Origin of the sequence: Sporomusa aerivorans (assembly GCF_041428895.1) — a bacterium.
Taxonomy (GTDB): domain Bacteria; phylum Bacillota; class Negativicutes; order Sporomusales; family Sporomusaceae; genus Sporomusa; species Sporomusa aerivorans.
On record NZ_CP156926.1, the window covers coordinates 1,922,270 to 1,941,729 of the forward strand.

Annotated in this window: 14 protein-coding genes; 11 read left to right on the top strand and 3 right to left on the bottom strand. The window is 46.5% G+C overall.

The genetic code is table 11. The features are described from left to right. Nucleotides 1-274 precede the first annotated feature (274 nt). The 3 genes from SATMO3_RS08755 (at nt 275) to SATMO3_RS08765 (ending at nt 2,701) form a co-directional block, all read left to right on the top strand. Nucleotides 275-1,309 (top strand): epoxyqueuosine reductase, encoded by a 1,035-nt coding sequence (locus SATMO3_RS08755; RefSeq protein WP_371380123.1) that lies wholly within the window; start codon nt 275-277, stop codon nt 1,307-1,309. A 109-nt stretch (nt 1,310-1,418) separates the two neighbouring features. Then, nucleotides 1,419-2,048: a DUF3786 domain-containing protein gene (locus SATMO3_RS08760; protein ID WP_371380125.1), complete on the top strand. Its 630-nt coding sequence runs from the start codon at nt 1,419-1,421 to the stop codon at nt 2,046-2,048. 23 nt (nt 2,049-2,071) lie between these two features. Further along, nucleotides 2,072-2,701, top strand: a complete 630-nt coding sequence (locus SATMO3_RS08765; RefSeq protein ID WP_371380127.1) for a hemolysin III family protein — start codon at nt 2,072-2,074, stop codon at nt 2,699-2,701. A 117-nt stretch (nt 2,702-2,818) separates the two neighbouring features. Here SATMO3_RS08765 and SATMO3_RS08770 read toward each other — a convergent pair whose 3' ends face one another. Beyond that, complete coding sequence (locus tag SATMO3_RS08770; RefSeq protein WP_371380129.1) at nt 2,819-4,270, bottom strand: PLP-dependent aminotransferase family protein; 1,452 nt, start codon at nt 4,268-4,270, stop codon at nt 2,819-2,821. Nucleotides 4,271-4,397: 127 nt separating this feature from the next. Between SATMO3_RS08770 and SATMO3_RS08775 the strand changes: the two genes are divergently transcribed. Next, nucleotides 4,398-5,003 carry a LysE/ArgO family amino acid transporter gene (locus SATMO3_RS08775; RefSeq protein ID WP_371380130.1) on the top strand — a complete coding sequence of 202 codons (606 nt, stop codon included), beginning with the start codon at nt 4,398-4,400 and terminating at the stop codon, nt 5,001-5,003. 236 nt (nt 5,004-5,239) lie between these two features. Next, complete coding sequence (locus SATMO3_RS08780; protein ID WP_371380132.1) at nt 5,240-6,082, top strand: stalk domain-containing protein; 843 nt, start codon at nt 5,240-5,242, stop codon at nt 6,080-6,082. Between the two features lie 106 nt (nt 6,083-6,188). On the opposite strand, the gene SATMO3_RS08785 is transcribed toward SATMO3_RS08780, so the two are convergent. After that, nucleotides 6,189-7,865: an ABC1 kinase family protein gene (locus SATMO3_RS08785; RefSeq protein ID WP_371380134.1), complete on the bottom strand. Its 1,677-nt coding sequence runs from the start codon at nt 7,863-7,865 to the stop codon at nt 6,189-6,191. A gap of 290 nt (nt 7,866-8,155) precedes the next feature. Next, a complete protein-coding gene (locus SATMO3_RS08790; RefSeq protein WP_371380137.1) occupies nt 8,156-9,481 on the bottom strand; it encodes an MATE family efflux transporter in 1,326 nt (441 codons plus the stop codon). A 469-nt stretch (nt 9,482-9,950) separates the two neighbouring features. On the opposite strand from SATMO3_RS08790, the gene ftsH reads away from it, so the two are divergent. From ftsH to SATMO3_RS08820, 6 genes are all read left to right on the top strand, one after another. After that, on the top strand, nt 9,951-11,774 hold the full coding sequence (gene ftsH, locus SATMO3_RS08795) for an ATP-dependent zinc metalloprotease FtsH (RefSeq protein WP_371380139.1): 1,824 nt from the start codon (nt 9,951-9,953) through the stop codon (nt 11,772-11,774). Between the two features lie 110 nt (nt 11,775-11,884). After that, nucleotides 11,885-12,517 carry a TetR/AcrR family transcriptional regulator gene (locus tag SATMO3_RS08800; protein WP_371380141.1) on the top strand — a complete coding sequence of 211 codons (633 nt, stop codon included), beginning with the start codon at nt 11,885-11,887 and terminating at the stop codon, nt 12,515-12,517. Between the two features lie 135 nt (nt 12,518-12,652). Beyond that, on the top strand, nt 12,653-12,874 hold the full coding sequence (locus SATMO3_RS08805; RefSeq protein ID WP_371380142.1) for a hypothetical protein: 222 nt from the start codon (nt 12,653-12,655) through the stop codon (nt 12,872-12,874). A gap of 4 nt (nt 12,875-12,878) precedes the next feature. Then, nucleotides 12,879-14,006 (top strand): efflux RND transporter periplasmic adaptor subunit, encoded by a 1,128-nt coding sequence (locus SATMO3_RS08810; protein WP_371380144.1) that lies wholly within the window; start codon nt 12,879-12,881, stop codon nt 14,004-14,006. Further along, nucleotides 14,003-17,095 (top strand): efflux RND transporter permease subunit, encoded by a 3,093-nt coding sequence (locus tag SATMO3_RS08815; RefSeq protein ID WP_371380145.1) that lies wholly within the window; start codon nt 14,003-14,005, stop codon nt 17,093-17,095. The genes SATMO3_RS08810 and SATMO3_RS08815 overlap by 4 nt, the downstream gene beginning before the upstream one ends. Nucleotides 17,096-17,398: 303 nt before the next feature. Then, nucleotides 17,399-19,426 (top strand): methyl-accepting chemotaxis protein, encoded by a 2,028-nt coding sequence (locus SATMO3_RS08820; RefSeq protein ID WP_371380147.1) that lies wholly within the window; start codon nt 17,399-17,401, stop codon nt 19,424-19,426. The last annotated feature ends 34 nt before the right edge of the window (nt 19,427-19,460 follow it).

The following is a 19,460-nucleotide window of genomic DNA, read 5'->3' on the forward strand; positions in this document are numbered from 1 at the left end:
TAAAGTGATAACGGAAAAGAGCACTCTTGTTTAGTGAGAGTGCTCTTTTCTGTGTTCTGCAAGATGAAAGAACAGCAGTTATGTTGAATTAGCAAGCTTGCAAGTGCTTGACACCCTAAATTAGGCAGTCTATAATAAAACTATCAGTGCATATACACGTAAAATAGAGTTAAGTTATTGTAAAATAAGGGGGAGATTGTGTAATCAATAATGTGCATATACACTTAAAGGCGAATAGTACAGTATGATATTCTATAAGGAGGGTGTTGAACAGATGAATTCACTTTCGAACCAAATAAAAACAGCTGCGTTGCGCATGGGGTATGAAAAGTGCGGTATTATTAAAATTGCAGATATGGCAGACTATGAAGGGAAACTTAAGGAACGAAGCGAGCATGTTCCGGAAGCCAAGGCTTTTGATGAAAAATTTCAGCGTTTTGCTTATTTGCAAAAGACATATCCATGGGCAAAGTCGGTTGTAGTATGCGTCAGACAATATGGGAAATATAAAGTTCCAGAGCATCTGCAAGGCCGGATTGGCAAATACTATTTATTTGATAGCCGAAGAGACAAACACTCCCGGGACTTTCAGGACAGTTTGAAATTTGAAGCATATCTTAAGGAATTGGGACTGAAAACAGAAACTGAACGGAAATTTGGGATTACTGCCTTACGCTGGGCTGCTTTTAAAGCGGGGCTTGGGTTAACCCGCCGGAATAATTTTTTTTATACAGAATCCGGTTCATGGCTGCATCTGGAGGCCTGGCTTATTGACCAGGAATTAGAAGCTATAGAGACACCCGCATTGAAGGCCTGCCCTGAAAACTGTAACAGGTGTGTAAAATCCTGCCCCACGGCATCTTTATCACAACCCCACATTATGAATCCTTTAGCCTGTGTTTCATTTCTTACCACATTCGGCGGCCGGGATTTGCCAAATGACAAGTATAATGCGCAAATCGGCTGCTGGCTTTTCGGCTGTGATGTTTGCCAGGATGTTTGTCCCATGAACAAAAACCGTTGGCAGGCGAAAGAAGAGTTTCCGGCGCTAAGCGAGTTGAGCTCGCATATCTCGCCGGAAAAGATTCTTACTATGGACTATAGTTTTTTAGAAGAAAAAGTGCAGCCAAAGTTTTGGTATATAGACAAGCAAGATGTCTGGAAATGGAAGGTCAATGCCATTAATGCCATGGTTAATGACTATCAGGAGCATTATAAAGAATATATTTTAAAAGCATGCTATGATAGTAATGAGAAGGTGAGAGAAATGGCAGCGTGGGCAATAAAAAAACTGGAGCTTTCAGCGTAGCTCAGCGATCTGGCAAAATCTTTAAGGCGCTTGGCTGACCTCCGACATTCCCTATTCTCATTGCCGGTAAGAGCTCTAAGCAGCGGCGGCGCAATGAAAGGAGTGTTTTATGAGCAGTGGTTATGAACAGATTTATGAAAGCCTTATACCCAAATTAAGCAAATGCGATTTTGTAGAGATCGCAAAACGGCTTGGCCTGTCACAGAAATCGGAGGGTACCCTGTTCGTCAATTTTCTTGGCCGGGAATACTCGATTAGTTCCCAGGGGGTTAAACCGGCGGACGGGAAGCCGGTTAATGTCAACAATCGCAGTGTTCTGGCTTACTATACGCTGTCTCCGGGCGTGGGCGAGCCGGCATGCTCCTATGTGCCGATTTCTTATCACGCCGGCGCCGGAATAATATTCACTGCAAATTTAAAATGGATGACCGATCCGCTCGGTAAACAATTCGCCGGAGATTATTCAACATTCAGTGAAACCATGTGCAGATTAGGCGGTGTTTTTGACGGTAAGTTGAAAGCGGGCGGCTATTCGTGGCTGCTGAACGCATTGCCGAAGATCCCCCTCCAAATCGTTTATCATGACGGCGATGATGAATTTCCTTGCGAAGTTCAGATTTTGTTTGATCGAAATGCTTCTTGCTTTATGGAGTTTGAATGTCTGGCATTTCTCGAGGGATGTTTGGTGAAAGCAATGCTTATGACCACCCAAACGGGAGATACAGCCGGTTGGGAGTAAAAATTTACGTTCTGGAGGCTTGTATGGAAGAAAACTTAAATGCGCTAACTCATGGTGTGGGTGCAATCTTTGCTTTCGCCGGGCTTATTGTGTTGCTTATGTCATCTTGGCTGCATGGTGATATCTGGCAGCTTGTAAGTTCCGGTATCTACGGCACGTCACTTGTTTTGCTGTTTCTGGCTTCAACACTATACCATAGCTTTCGTGACGAAAGACTCAAATATATTTTTAAAATTTTCGACCATACGGCCATCTATTTGTTAATTGCCGGAACATATACCCCTTTTGCGCTCGTGCTGTTTCGCGGCGCTTTAGGCTGGACGATATTCGGGGTAGTTTGGACATTAGCTTTAATTGGCACAGTTTTTAAGATCTTTTTTGTGAAAAGGTTCAAACTTTTATCAACCATATGTTATCTCGTAATGGGCTGGCTGATGATTGTGTTAATAAAGCCGCTTATGGATGCGTTACCTGCTGCCGGGCTGTACTGGCTGATTGGCGGCGGGCTCTTGTATACAATTGGCGCTTTAATTTATCTTTGCCGCTGGTTTCCCTATAATCATGCCGTCTGGCATCTGTTTGTTCTTGCGGGAAGCGGTGCTCATTATATAACTATCTTTTGTTATATAATGTCCGGCCAATCGGCTGTTTGAAAGCTTATAGGATTAACAAAGTCCTTAGCCATTATGTTCGTTCATAAGGCTAAGGACTTTTAGCTGTAAGGCGTGAATTTATCCGCCCGCTATTTAGCAGATACCGCAGCGGTGGTCTTAACGATTGAGCTGCCTGATAATGCCGGCGAGCCGGTATAGTCCCTTTTTTAAATCAGGTAAGGCGGCATAAGAATAAGACAGGCGGAGATGCTGGTTTGAGAGAGGGTCATATATGTTTCCGGGATTAATTAAAAGACCCGTATCCAGCGCAGCCTTAAATAATTTATGCATAGAAACCGGCTGAGTGAGCGTGAGCCAGATATAAAAACCCCCTTTGGGAATAGTCCAGGTGGCAATACCGGCAAAGTGCTTCTCCAAAGCTTCGATCGCAGTATCACGGCGAATTTTTAGTTGTTTTCTTATTTGGTGCAGATGCTGTTCATTAAGGCCGCTGGCAAGCCATTCCGCCGCCGCCCATTGTGACAGGGAACTGGAACCATAATCGTTCTGCATTTTAATATCCGCTAGTCGTTCGATAACTGGTTCGGGACCGACAATCCAGCCGATTCTAAGTCCGGGACTGACTGATTTGGATAAGCTGCCTATATAAATTACGCGCCCGTCGGTATCTCGGGCTTTGAGCGGCGCAGGCGGCGGAGCATCGATCCAGAGTTCCCGGTACACATCATCCTCAATGATTGGCAGCAGTTCATTTTGCGACAGGACGATGAGGTCCTGGCGACGCTGATTGGTCATGAGTGTTCCCGTAGGATTGTGAAAACAGGGGATGGTATACAACAGGGAGGCTTTCTGGCATTTCTTATGATTAGTAATCGAAGTGACCTGAATTCCCTCGTCATCAAGCGGTATTCCCGAAAATTGCATGCTCAGGGATTGAAATAACTTAAGCGACAGCAGGTAGGAAGGCTTTTCCAGTAAAATAGTGGCATCTTTCGGCAGCAGCCCAAAGCATATAAGTTGGAGAGCCTGCAAAGCGCCGGATACGATTAAAATGGATTCCGGCGCTGCGATAATACCAAAATCCCTCAGATAATGGCTTAACTGCTGGCGTAAATACAGGAGACCCCGGGGCTCCTCATAGCCGAATGACTGTATTTTGTCAGGCACTTTGCTTACAACGCCTTTTAGCAGCTCGGCAGGGATCAGTTCGGGTGAAAGTTCGCCGGTTCCCAGTCTAACATTTTTAAGATTGAATTCTTCCAGGTTGATTTGCTGAATGGTTGGAAAGTTAGGCAGGTAGATGCCGGACTCAGCGTAAGAATGCCAATTGACTTGCGGCGGGGAAGTCAATACCGACCAAGTATTATTGGCTACCCATATACTGCTCCCTATTTTACTCTCCAGCAGCCCGTCAGCAATTAACTCATCCAGCGCGGTTGCCAGTGTGCTTCTGTTTACCTGAAAAATACGGGCAAGCTCGCGCTGCGGAGGCAGCTTGCTGTTTACCGGCCAGTCGCCAAGACGAATTTTGTTTCTTATAAATTCAATAATTTGTACGTATAAAGGCATACGGTCTTTGGGATTGGGAGTCCAGTCGATAGGCAGCATAGTTATTCCCCTAAATTTATTTTTTTTATTATAACAAATTGGCTGGGGTGGTATCAATCCAATTGGTTGGAGACATTGGCAAAAAATCTTTTTATAATGATAAAAAACGTTATAGGGAGATAAAAGAATGCAAGCATTATTACATGGCGCATTGCTCGCCCTGGGCTTAATACTGCCTTTGGGAGTGCAGAATTTATTCGTTTTTAATCAAGGTGTAACTCAGCCAAGTCTCCTAAGGGCATTGCCTGCCGTGATTGCCGCGTCTGTCTGTGACACCCTGTTGATCCTGCTGGCCGTAAATGGGGTTTCTTTATTTTTACTGAAGTTTGCTGTGTTAAAAGTAGTCCTGATCGGGCTGGGGGTAGTATTTTTACTGTATATGGGCTGGCTTACCTGGAATAGCACCATGGAATATAGGGAGGCGGAAGCCACGAGCTTATCGGTTAAGCAGCAGATTGTTTTTGCGGCTACCGTTTCCTTATTGAACCCGCACGCCATCATGGATACCATTGGGGTAATCGGCACCAGCTCGGCCAGCTATGAAGGAACTGAAAAATTTTTCTTTACAATGGCCTGTATTCTTGTATCGTGGTTTTGGTTTTTTTTCCTGGCGGCTACAGCGCGGTTGGTAAGCGGCGAGGCGCAGCTCACAGCCGGAATTCGCTGGATAAATAAGCTTTCCGCGGTTTTTATTTGGGGATCGGCCGGGTATATGGTCTATAGCGCAATATAGAGAAACTTCAAATTGCGAATCGGCTCAGCCAGCGTTACCTTATGCTGAAATAAGCGTTAAATAATATAAAGAGAGCACCAGTAAGCAGGCTGGCGCTCAAAAACACACCCGGAGGGAACAATGAAAAAACTTGTAGCAGCAATTTTAGCAATGGCAGTGATTTTAACTATGCCGGTAGTGTTTGCACAGAATGCAGACGTTAATTCTGCACGCTTAGCGGGAAGCCAAGCCAAAATGTGATTTTTACCACAGGCGCGATTAAAGAAATCAACCAAGATCAGGTACGAATTTCAGGAGAAGGTGCCTACCGGGAAATCGTTTTAAATGTACAGGCCGGCGCCTATATTCTAAATGCGGAGGATGGCGCACAAATCGGCTTGCAAGACTTAAAAAAGGGCGATAAAGTAACAGCTTACTACGGTCCTGCGGTTACTAAAAGTATACCGCCGCAGGGCAATGCGATCGCTCTGCTTGTGGGAACACCCAAGACCGGCAGCGCAGGAATGTATATGCAGGTGGCCCAACTGGAAAAAAATCAAGACAGCAGTATAAAGGCACTGTGCACCAATGCTGACAGAATTGTGACAATTAGTCCGGACGTATTTGCCCAAACTGCAGACATTAAAGAGGGCTCGGAATTAATTGTATGGTACGACATAATGACAATGAGCATGCCTGCTCAGGCTAAGGCAACCAAGGTGGTATTACTGCCTGCTAAAGCCGATATAAAAGTTCATACCGGCGCAGGCACTATCGTTCTAAACGGAAAAGAACTGGCCTTAAGTGAACAGGATATTATTAAAACTGATGGCGGCGCGGTAATGCTGCCGCTGAGCGTCATTGCCGAAGGCTTGGGTTATGACATAGTTTGGAACGGGGAAAACAGGACGGTCGATCTGCAAAACGGTGCATGTACAATGGCAACCCTGACAATAGGCAGCAAAACTTATGGCAAGTTGAAAATGGCTGTTCTACTGGAGCGTGCACCGGAAATTATTAATGGCAAAACACTTGTACCTGTAGAATTCTTTACCGATGTGCTGGATTTAAAAGTGGATATTAACAACAGTCATATCTAACGACAGCGTTAGGCGGCGATCTAAAAGGACAGGGGGCATGTTCTATTCTTCTTAATTCGAAGTGATGGACATGATCCCTGTCTTTGCTGTAGGACGGCGTCAGGATTCATAATTTTCCGGAACGGATTATTGCATATAGTATCCAGGCAAACATAAATACGGCAATAAAAAAGCCGATTTCAATAATGGGCAGGTTGCTTGACAAGGAAGACTGCCCGCGAAGTGATTGGCTAATAATAATACTGCCCATGATAATGCTGAAGGCTAATAGCATTATGCTTACCGACAATCGGTTGCTGATGCGGTCCTGATGTCTTAAGATAAGTTCTGTTTCGGTAAGCGATACATCTATATGCAAACGTCCTTGCTTGATAATAGCGCTCAATTCCTTAACACTTTTGGGAATATTGTTAAAGAGATCGCCAAATTCAATTATGGTTTTCCATACCGATTCAGCAATTGTTTTGGGATTCATTCTTTCCAGCAGCAATTTTTCCCCAAAGGGCTCGGCAATATCCAACAGACTCAAAACAGGGTCAAGTCTTTTCACAATGCTTTCTATAGTAAGCAGCGTTTTGCCGACCAGTACCAGGTCTGCAGGGACCCGGATGGCGTGTTTTTGTGTCAGACTGAAGAAATTGGTAATTACTTCACCGATACTGATTTTGCTAAGCGGAATCCCATAGTAGGTATCTTTAAAGAGCTCAATGTCATCGCGTAATTGGCGCAGGTCGACCTGCGCGGGGACGATTTCCATGCAAAGAATAGCTTTTAACAAATCATCCGTGTTATTGCGCTTAAGCCCGATCACTAATGCCGACAAGCAGTTTTTCATATCGGAGCCAAGTCTCCCTACCATACCAAAATCTAATAATGCAATGACCTCTTGGGGCATTACGACAATATTTCCCGGATGCGGGTCACCATGGAAAAAACCTTCCACAAATATCTGCTGGAAGATACCTTTGGCCAACCGATTCGCTATTGCTGAAAGATTGTATCCTTGTTGTGAGAGCATATCGCTCTGGTTTATTTTTATGCCTTGAAGAAACTCGGTCGTGAGTATTCTTTTTGTGGAATAATCCCAATGGACTTGAGGAATATAAAAGTAGGGTTGCTTTTTTAACTGCATAGCAAATTTATCGGTATTGCGCGCTTCTATGCTATAGTCAAGCTCTTTGCGCAGAGCTTTGGCGAATTCATCAATCAGATCGGCAATTTGATATTTTTTCGCCCATTGCAAGCGATTCTGCGCTGTTACGGCCAGCTCGAGTAAAATTTCCAGGTCTGTTTCGATTACGGCGGCAATATCAGGACGCTGAATTTTTACGGCAACTTTTTGTCCGGATTTTAAAGTTGCGGCATGAACCTGCCCAATAGAAGCTGCAGCTAGCGGTTGCGCCTCGAAGTCCTGAAAGATCTCCTCAATGTCAGCGCCTAGTTCCTTGCTGATTAAATTTTGGACCTGTTCAAAGGGAAACGCAGCTACATTGTCCTGCAGTTTTTCTAAATTGGCAATGATTTCATGCGGAAAAATATCCGGCCTGGTGCTGGCGATCTGGCCAAGTTTTATATAGGTAGGCCCCAACTCCTGCAGAACCATTCGGATTCTCTCACTAAGATCGGCAGGGTTTGCGTCCCGGGGAGTTACCCGCAGCCGTTCATGATAAGGAAGTTTTTGAATTAAATCTATTTCCTCAATGAGATAGCCAAAGCCGTGATTCGCCAAAACAACAGCAATTTCATGATAGCGGTTAATGTGTCGCATTCGCTTGCTAAACATAGTTCCCTCTTGTTTTGTCTGTATTTTTTAAGCAGCACTGCTAATTTGACCGGATGGACTGATTCCGGAGTACCTGGACAGGACACTCATTAACTAGTACTTCAGCTCCCCTAAAACCAATGATAGATTGCGCATCTTTTTCCGCACTGCGTCGTTGTCGTCGCCTTACATATGTCCGATATGCGCGGCTCCTCCGCCTTGCATTGCGAAAAAGATAAAGTACTCGTGCGATTATATTGTGTTATTAAATTCTGATTTTATGTAACAGCTGTTGGCATAAGAAAGTGCTGTCAGATCATAACTTTTGACTTCCAGGTTCCGCTTCTCCAGCGCCACAGCATAGCCAGACCGCGAAACCATTCATCAACGAGCATGACCATCCAAATTCCAGCCAATCCATAACCCATGACAACTCCCAAATAATAGCCTAGCCCAATGGTAATCAGCCACATGGAAAAAATAGCCATAATTACTGGAAAAATAACATCGCCAGCTCCCCGTAGTCCATAGATAAACACAATGTTAAACGTTCGTCCCGGTTCTAAAAAGGCATCAATCATAAATACCATTGCACCTAGTGCAATAATTTCCGGATCGTGAGTAAATATTTCCATTAATTGATAGCGAAATAAGAACAATAGTCCGCCAATAGCCCAGGCCACGCCAAAGGCAATCTTGAAATTTTGCATACCGGTTTTTTCTGCCTCTGTAAATCTTCCGGCTCCTACCAATTGCCCTATCATAATAATATTGGCTTGCCCGATAGACAGTGAAAATAAAAAAGCCATTTTAATTACTGACCAGGCATATGTACGGGTAATGTAAGCATCAGACCCCAGGTGGACAATAATAATCATCATGAGCATGGTCTGACTCAGGTTATAAGACATATTTTCCATGGCTGCCGGAAAACCAATGGTAAGCAATTGCTTTAATTCATGGGTGGGAAACACCTGCAAATATTTCTTGAAATTAATCTTCAACAGTTTCGTAAATATATAAAACAAAGCTGAGGCAACGGCAATTCCCTTACTGCAAACAGCGGCTATGGCAACGCCTTGCACGCCCAGAGCCGGAATTTCCGATAATCCCAGGCCTAGTACAAACGAACCAATTAAATTTAATACATTCATGAAAGCGGTAATCGCCAAACATTGCCTGGTCCGGCCCAAGCCTTTTAAGATAGCGTCCGCAGAAGATAAGAGAGCATCAAAAAAAATAAAACCACCTACGATCTGCATGTAGGTGTGAGCATAACTTAGTAATGTATTCTCTACACCCAACCGTATGAGAATACTATTACCGAAGGTCACCAGGATAAGACTGATCGCAGTTCCCAAAAAGGCGTTAAAAAGCAGCGATACAGCTGCAATTTTGTCAATCGCCTCTTGTCTTTTGGCCCCAAAATTTTGTGCCACCAATACTGAAGTGCCCATAGAAATAATGGCAAACACCAGTAGAAAATTCCAAACAATTTGATTGGTGGCTTCTACTCCGGCTGCAGCCAAATTATCATATTTGCTTAATATATATACGTTTACAAATCCAACCAACATAATGAGAAACTGTTCTAAGAATATTGGCCATGCCAATTTAAACAAGGAACCCTTAAACATATTGCAATTATCCCCTAGCACATCGAAATAGAATTTAAGTTTGATGAAGTCTATACAACTCAACTCATTTATACTATCAAAAAAAAATTGTTGTTGTCAATGAATGGGAATATTTTCAGTAAATTCCCCCGCATTCCGGTTAGGCTAAAATTTACAAATGTTCATGGCTGTTTTTTTTCATTGCGGAGCTGAATTTGGCTCCGTGGTTTGTTTTTGAGCCATACGATGGGCTTAACCAGCGTTATTAATGTAACAGTTGTGAGTTGGGGAAGGTTTTTTGTATTATCGATGCCGGGCCGTAACTAATATATTTTATGATTATGCAAAACATAATAAGGTCAAAAAACTGCGTAATCGCACTGTGTCAACAGGCGGTCAACATTATAATGACGTGGCAGATTGCCCTTAATAGAGCATCAGCTAAGCCAATATGGCCAGGATGGAATTACGGCAACAAAGGAAGGATCATATGGATAAAAAACAATGGAATTTTTCTGCCTGGTATCTTATTTTAGCCATGCTGGCGACCTGGGTTTTTAATGACTTTGTTTATAAGCCGTTCATCATTCGCGAAACAGAAGTCGGCTATAATGTTTTTCTCCAGAATTTAAATGAGCATAAGATCGATAAGGTTATTTTGAACGGTGACCGTATTGTTTATATACTGAAAGCTACGGAAGCTCAGAAAGAAACTGTCGCGAATGTGGTAACCGTCAATGATCCTGACCTGATTGAACGTCTAATCGCTGCAGGGGTGGATTTTTCTGCGCAGGCGCCAACGAAAAGTTTGCTGTCAACCTTACTGGGCTGGATTTTGCCCTTGTTGCCTTTACTCTTAATCTGGTATTTCATTTTCAACCGGATGGGCGGGGGCGGCCCTAACGCCATGTCGTTAGGGAAAAGTAAAGCGCACGAGATTCAGGGAGAGATGATTGGCATCAAATTCAGCGATGTCGGCGGGGTGGGCGAAGCCGAAACTGAGCTGAAGGAAATCATTGAATACCTGAAAGATCCTGAAAAATTCAGCAAAATGGGGGCCAGGCTGCCCAAAGGAGTGCTGCTGGCCGGCTCGCCCGGAACAGGTAAAACCCTGCTGGCCAAAGCGACGGCGGGAGAGGCGGGAGTACCGTTTTTCTTTCTTACAGGCTCCAGTTTTGTCGAAATGTTTGTCGGTGTGGGGGCGGCCAGAGTACGCGATCTCTTTGAACAGGCCCAGAAAAAATCGCCCTGCATAATCTTTATTGATGAAATTGATGCGATTGGTCAGGCCCGTACCAGTGTTGGGCGAATAGGGGGCAACAGCGAACAGGAGAACACGCTTAATCAGTTGTTAGCCGAAATGGATGGGTTTCAGGCTAATTCGGGCGTAGTTATCATGGCGGCTACCAATCGTCCGGAAATACTGGATCCCGCCTTGATACGGCCGGGCCGCTTTGACCGGCAGATCCAGATAACCTTGCCTACCGAGCCCGGACGGCTTGAAATTCTTAAAATTCATACCCGCAGCATGTCGCTTGGCAATGACGTAAACCTTGAACGGCTTGCCAAAATAACTGCCGGGTTTTCCGGAGCCGAACTGGCCAATATCGCTAATGAAGCCGCTCTGCTGGCCATCCGGCGGGAAGCTAAAACTATTTCCATGGATGATTTTGATTTGGCCATAGAACGGGTGGTCGCCGGCCTGCAGCGGAAAACACCGCTTTCCGATGATATCCGGACGAAAGTTGCCTATCACGAAGTCGGCCACGCTCTCACTGCTTATTATCTTGCCGGAACTGATCCGGTTCATAAAATAAGTATTATTCCCACCGCCAAGGGGGCATTAGGCTATACTATGCAGATGCCGGAGGAAGACCGTTATCTTATCGGCGAAAACGAGCTCAAGGCCCGCATGGCTGTAATGCTTGGCGGCAGAGCAGCCGAACTTATTATTTTTCAGGAAGGTTCAACCGGCGCCGCGAATGACCTGGAACGGGCTACTGAAATGGCGCGGCGCATGGTGACTGAGTTCGGGATGTCTCCCAAACTGGGGCCGGTTCGCTATGCCCATGCAGCCGGCGCTTACCTAAGAAGCGGTATTTCAGGCCGGGAGGATTTGGGACCTGCCACCATTGCCCAAATTGACGAAGAAATACACCGTCTATTAGAGGAGGCGCAAAACACAGCCCGGGAAATCCTAACACATCATCTTGCAGTTTTACATGAAGTAGCCAAGTTCTTAAAAGAACAGGAAGTAATTTCCGGAGATCAGCTCAGCCGTATTATAAGCGCAATGCCGAATCAGGTTTCCTAATGGCAGCTGGTAAATAGGAGACGCTCGGAGAAATGTTTATAAAAAAAATATTGACTAATCCTGTAAATTTATTTTATAATTTGAATTGAGTCAATTAATGGGGTGATACTATGGCCCGACCGCCGCAAGACCCGCAAATCCGAATTAATGAAATACTTGATGCGGCTGAACCGCTGTTCTATAGCCAAGGATATCATGAGACGGCAATCAGTGATATTGCGAAAAAATTAGGTGTTGCGCAAGGCACAATCTATTATTATTTTGCCTCCAAAGAGGATTTGTTAGAAGCGTTAATAAACCGGGAAATGGCCGATTTGATCGCCAGAATCAAACTGACGGTTCATGCCGGGAATGCAACTCCAACCGGTAAAATGCAAATTGCCATACAGACCTTGTTGCAGTCGCTGCACCGGGAAGAAGGATTGGTTTTTGAATATCTCCATAACGAACGGGCGATACATTTTCTCGACAGGCTGTCACGGCAGGGGAAACAACTGCTAGCGCCCACCTTACTGGAAATTATTGAGGCCGGGAATCAGGAGAAGTGTTTTCGTACGCCGCAGCCGCGAGTCGTAGTAAATATCATCGATGCCATCCTGGATTCTTTAATTACCGCCATCTATGAAAATTTACCGGCGGAACAATTGCATTGCCAGTTTAAACTGTCCGAGGAAGTGATTGCCTACGCATTAGGCGCTCCCAAAGGATCTCTGCAGTTCACCATCGACAACATAACACCATAGCCTCTTAAAACGCCGTTCGGTAAAATGCCGAATGTGTTTTAAGAGGCAATTAACTGACTTAAGTCAAATAGCTATCAATCCATTTTAGCGCGCTCAGATGCGAAGGTTATGCAGTAAAGTAAGGAGGAGAGTAAAGTGTGTACTACCATTATTCAGGGAATTCCTGTTGCCGCCGATCCTGTATTGCCACAGGCGCAGGTTAACAGGCTTGTTAATGACTTAAAGCAGACCTGGAGCTGGGAGGGACGGCAGGTCTGCAGGATTGAACTCAGCCGGGTCGGACAGATGATTGAAATCCTGGCCTATGAAAAGCCGGCCTTGCAGGTAGTTGCCTTAAACAAAGCATTGGAGGAGTAATTGCATGAAACAGCTTAATTTTCTTACTACAAAGCCCAACAAGAAATTATATTACGGGCTAATCGCCGCAGGCCTTGGTTTATGCGTGGCCGGCGGCAGTCTGGTTTGGGCCAAGCAAACCGAACCGAAAGCGGCTGTCCAGGACGTTGTCATGGTGCGGACAGCTGTCGTCGGCGCCGCCGGGACGGCTCAGGGATACACCTATTCCGGCGAAGTTCGCGGCCGGTTTGAGAGTCAGTTAGCTTTTCAGGTTGGCGGCAAAATCATTAAGAGAAATGTCGAGCTTGGCAGCACCGTTAACGCCGGCGATGTCTTAATGCAAATTGACGCCAAGGATATTGAACAGACGGTTAACAGCAGCTCGGCCCAAGTGTATTCAGCCGAATCCCAGCTTAAGCTGGCCCAAAGCAATTTGAACCGCTACCGTCAGCTATTGGAGACCGGTGCTATCAGCCGGGCGCAATATGATCAGTATGCCAGTTCGTATGAAGTGGCCCTTGCCGGCGTCCGGCAAGCTTCCGCCCAATATGCCCAGGGCTCCAATCAACTGGACTACAGTCTGCTCAGAGCCGATAAACCGGGTGTCGTTGCCGGTATAACGGCGGAAAGGGGACAAGTGGTGAATGCGGGTCAGGTAGTTGTTACTGTAGTGCAGGACGGCGAGCGGGAAGTGGAAATCAGTGTCCCGGAAAATCGTATTGAAGAATTGCGTAAAGCCGGCCAGATAAAAGTATCTTTCTGGGCGTTACCCAACGTAGCGGTAGATGGCAAGGTCCGGGAAATTGCCCCTATGGCCGATCAAACCACCCGGACCTTCAAAGTCCGCATCAGTTTACTCAATCCCCCGCCGGAAATAAAACTGGGAATGACGGCAGCCGTCACATTGGCGGACACGGGCGCCCAGCCGGTTATGAGCATACCGCTGGCTGCCGTTTATCAGGACGGTGACACACCGAAAGTATGGGTAGTGAGGGACGATTTAGTTACACTCCGTCCCATTCAAACAGGCAGCTTTGGCAATGGCGCCATTCAAGTGGCAGGCGGGCTTAAGACCGGTGAACGGATTGTAGTTGCCGGTGTTCATAAACTGAAAGAAGGACAAAAGGTAAAAACCGGCGGTGATTCTTTATGACAGGTTTTAATTTAACCAAATGGGCGCTTGAACACAAGCAGTTTATTTATTTTTTTATTGTCCTGTTTTTCCTGGCCGGCATCGTTTCTTATAATAAATTAGGCCGGATGGAAGATCCCGATTTTACCATCAAGCAAATGGTGGTGACGGTGGCCTGGCCGGGAGCTACAGCCCGGCAAATGGAAGAGCAGGTTACCGATAAGGTAGAGAAAAAACTCCAGGACCTGCCTGGCCTCGATTATCTGAAAAGCTATTCCACACCGGGGTACAGTGTCATCTACGTCAATCTAAAAGACACCGTTTTGAAAAAAGATGTCCGCAGCCGCTGGCTGGAGGCCCGGAATATGGTTAATGACATGGCTTCTTCCTTGCCTTCAGGCGTCATGGCTCCCCAATTCAATGACCGGTTTGACGAAGTTTACGGCGTTGTCTACGCCCTGACCGGGGATGGCTATTCCTATGAAGAAATGCGGGAAAAAGCCGAGAAGATTCGCCGTATTCTCCTGGATACCCCCAGTGTAAAGAAAGTACAGCTCTTAGGCGTGCAAACCGAGAAAATTTACATAGAAATAGAAAACCGTAAGCTGGCGCAGTTAGGAATCGACCCAAGCCTCATCACCTCTACGCTGCAGACGCAAAATACACTGGCGGCAGCCGGGATGCTGGAAACGGTCGCCGATAATGTGTACCTGCGGGTAACGGGGATGTTTGAGAACCTTGACAACATTAAAAATACGCCGATTCAGGCCAGCGGCCGCACCTTCCGTCTGGGAGATATCGCCAAGGTTACCCGTGCTTACGCCGAGCCCAGTGATCCGAAATTTTACTATAACGGCGAACCGGCGATCGGTATTTCCCTGGCGATGGAGCCAGGCGGCAATATTTTGACCCTGGGGGAAAACCTGGAGAAAACCATAGAGCAGATTAAAAAAGAACTGCCGGCAGGACTGGAAGTTCATCAGACTGTCAATCAGCCGAAAGTGGTAAAAACTTCGATTGATGAGTTCGTCAAGTCACTGTCGGAAGCCATCGTCATTGTGCTTATTGTCAGTTTTGCCAGTCTGGGCCTGCGTTCCGGCATTATCGTGGCGCTCTGCATTCCTTTGGTTATTGCTGTTGTCTTTACCTTCATGAGCCTCATGGGAATTGATCTGCAAAGAATTTCGCTGGGCGCGCTCATTATCGCCCTGGGGCTCTTGGTTGACGATGCCATTATCACCATTGAAACCATGGTAGTCAAGCTGGAAGAAGGGTGGAGCCGGTCTGACGCCGCCTGCTTCGCCTACACGTCTACCGCCTACCCGCGTTTAACCGGCGAACTGGTAACCTGCGCCGGCTTCATTCCGGTCGGGTTTGCTCCCGGCAGCGCGTCCGAGTATTGCGCCACCATCTTCTCGGTGGTAGCTATTTCCCTTTTAACCTCCTGGATTGTGGCCGGTACGGCCACACCCCTCCTGGGCTACTTATTTATCAAAGCCAAGCCGAAAAAACATGACGAAGCAGAAACCAATCTGCATGACTCCAAGTTTTATGTGTTGTTTAGAAAAATGTTAGTTTGGTGCCTGCAGCACCGGAAACTGGTGCTAGCGGCTACTGTAGGCTGCTTTCTGGCGTCGGTCGGCGCAATGGGACTGGTAAGACAGGAATTCTTCCCGGCGTCCACCCGGCCGGAGCTGATTGTCCAGTTACAACTGCAGGAAGGCGCCAGTGTTGCCAAAAGCGATGAAATTGCCCGCCAGTTTGCCCAAAAACTGGCAGATGATCCGTTGATCACCTACTATACGTACCACGTGGGCGAAGGCGCTCCCCGATTTGTCCTGAGTTTTGAGCCGACTTTTAATAAAACCAACTTTGCCGAGTTTGTAATTGTCGCCAAAGACGCTGCGGCCCGTGACCAACTGCAGCGTAAGTTTGACAAGCTCTTAAGCGACGATTTCCCCGAGGTCCGGGCTCATACCAAGGTCATTGCCAACGGCCCCAGCGCCGACTACCCGGTGATGCTGCGGGTGAAAGGCCCCGATCATGATAAGGTCCGTGAAATTGCCAAGCAGGTTGAAACTGTCATGGCGGCTAACCCCAGTATAAAAAGTACCAACCTAAATTGGTATGAGCAAAGCAAAATTGTCCACCTGGAAATTGACCAGGACAAAGCCCGAAAACTAGGAGTTGCCTCGCAGTCACTGGCTACTTCCCTGCAGGCCCAGCTTTCAGGTTCACCCATTTCCGAATTCCGGGAGAGTGACAAAACCATCAGTATGGTGTTTCGCTTTGACGCCGAAGACCGCAACGATCCTTCCCGCCTGAAAGACTTCAACATTCATATCGGCAACGGCAAATATGTGCCGCTGGATCAAATTGCCAAAATTAGTTTCGCCGCCGAGGAAGGGCTTATCTACCGGTACAATCTGAAGCCCATGATCATCGTGCAGGCCGAAATCCATCCCGGGCTTACCGGCGATGATATAACGGAGCAGATCTATAACAGTCTCGACGAACTCAGGTCTTCGCTGCCGCTTGGCTACAGCATTGAATACGATGGCTCCAAGGAGTCCAGCATCAAGGCTTCTAAGTTTATTTCCGAGCCTGTGCCGGCGATGATTATCGCCATTATGATTCTGCTAATGATTCAACTGCAGAATATACCCAAAATGGTTTTAACGCTCTTAACGGCGCCGTTGGGTATCATTGGAGTTACGATTGGCCTCTTGCTTACCGGCAAGCCGATGGGTTTTGTCGTCCAGTTGGGAATTCTGGCCTTAGCCGGAATTATTATGCGCAACTCGGTTATCCTTATGGATCAGATTGATCAGCAGCAGGCGGCCGGTGAAACCTTGTGGGATGCCATCATTAATGCCACTCTGATCCGGTTTCGTCCCATCCTCTTAACGGCGGCGGCAGCCATTCTGGGGATGATCCCGCTGGTCTCCAGTATCTTTTGGGGGCCCATGGCAGTGGCTATTGCCGCCGGCCTGTTCGGGGCCACCGTATTGACACTGCTGGTGCTGCCTACCATGTATGCCGCCTGGTATAAAGCTACTCCTGACCAGACTCAGGGTACTCCGTTGACGCCTGTCGGATCGGCTGCATAAACAAACGAATCATGAGTGTAAGCGTTACGCTCCCTGGCTAGAGCAACTCACAATGTAGAGAGGCCGTGCTGAAACCCAACGTTTCAGCACGGCTTCGTTATTTATTAATCATTCCCGTAACGTCTGTATATTTGACATATTTCTATATTATAAGTCATATTTCTGCAATAATTTACGATTTATTGCGAAAAAAGGGAAATGATGCTATTTGAGGAAATATTTTATAAGGCAAAGTTTCTTAATAGGAGTATTTATATCCACAATATTCCACTAATATTTTTAGAAAGAGAGGTAGTACTAGTATTGAATATTTCAGTTAATCAGCGTCTGGGTATTCGTGGAAAGCTTGCATTAGCAATAGCGGTTATATCTTTTGCATCCCTTGCGTTTGTTGCCAGCTGGGGATGGTGGCTTATGAAATCCCAGGCGGAAGACCTGGCGGTGCAAGTGATGACCGAACAGGCGAAACGGAATTCTGAACAAACATTAAGCGCGATTAGTGAAGTACAACTTTTAATTCAAGGACTTGCTGATTCCCGGGATGTGGCCGATGCGTCCACACCTGCAGATGCATTGCCTGCAATTAAACGGTTTGTAAATAAGAATAAAAACGTCCTTGATACAGTATTGATTAGCGCCCCTGATGCCAAGAGACTGGCCCCTGATGGCGGGGTTGCGGATATAAAGGACCGAAAATTTTTCCAAAGGATGTTACAAGAGCATACGCCGCTCGCATCCGAACTCATTATATCCAGATCGACAGGGAAACCCTCGATTCAAATCCTGGTTCCCTGGCTTGGTTTAGACAGTGGCTTTAAAGGCGCCATATGGGGTAATGTGCCCTTAGAGAAGATTCAGACGCAAACGCAGGCAATAAAGTTTGGTGAATCGGGATTCAGCTACATAGTTAATGACGAAGGATTTATTCTTGCCCACGGTACGAATAATGAGCTGATTGGTAAGCTTAATTTAAATGAATTGCCAGAGAACGATAGTCTTAAAGTTCTGTGGAAGCAGGCTGCCGATACCCGCAGCATAGTAACTGGCAGCTATAATTTTCAAGGATCAGAGCGGTTTGTAGTAATGGTGCCAACAGAAATACCGGGTAACCGGTTTTGGATTACTACTTTGGCTATAGATCAGCAGGAAATAGCTAAGAAGGCAAATAATGCCGGGCTTGGTCTATTGGCAGTTTCGCTGCTGTTAACTTTGCTTGCAGCTGTCGCCGCCTATTACTGGGCAAGATCATTTTCCAGGCCAATACTAGCCTGTGTAAAGGATGCTCAGAGAATTGCGGCCGGAGATGTGAGACCCATTACCAAAACAATATCTACTCGCGATGAGTTAGACGATTTAGCAGACGCAATTATTGCTATGAACGACTCGATCCGCTCATTGGCAATAAGTTTTCAAGAGAAAGCCGGCCGGATAGCGGCATCGGCGGAACAATTAACGGCTAGTGCCGAACAATCAGCCCGCGCGTCAGGCCAGGTGGCCGAGTCAATTACTCAAATGGCAGGCGGAACCGAGAAGCAAGCTTCTTCTGTAATTGTTACAACCAGCACAGTTGCCGATCTTGACAAAGAAGTTAGTTCTGCTGCTTTAGGCTCTGAGAAAGTTTCTGAGACCTCCAGGGCTACTGAGCAGTCAGCCGAAGAAGGAAAGCGATCAATACAAGATGCAATTGAGCAGATGAATTCGATCAAGAAAGGCGCCAGCCAGGTTGAGAACTCTGTGAACCTGTTAGCAGCCAGTTCCGGGCGGATTGGCGATATTGTCAACGTTATTTCAAGTATTGCCGGCCAAACCAACCTCTTGGCGCTGAACGCCGCCATTGAAGCTGCGCGTGCGGGTGAAGCCGGGAGAGGATTCGCGGTTGTGGCCGAAGAAGTTCGCAAGCTTGCCGAGCAATCTCAGCAGGCAGCCCAGGAAATCACCTCTTTAATAACGGAAAATCAAGATAAGATGCAACTGGCTGTTCAGGATATGGCAGCCGAAACGGAAGCTGTCAGGGTAGGAACTGCTGTGGTCGAACAAGCAGGTCAGGTGTTTGAATCAATTGTTGGCGCAGCCAAGAGAACGCAGAACGAAGCGGCTCAAATCAATGATCTCATGGACCGTGCCCGGAAAGAAAGCAATAAGGTGCTGAATGCTGTAAAACAAATTGAGCACATAAGTCGCGAGAATGCTTCGGAAGCCCAGACTGTCTCGGCCGCGGCGGAGGAAATGTCTGCATCAATGGAGGAAATAGCTTCTTCCTCAGAAGAATTATCCCGTTTGGCTCAAGAAATGCAAACGGCTGTTGGCCGGTTTAACGTAGGTATTAAATAGACAACAAAGATATATCCGGGTGTTTGCGCCCCAG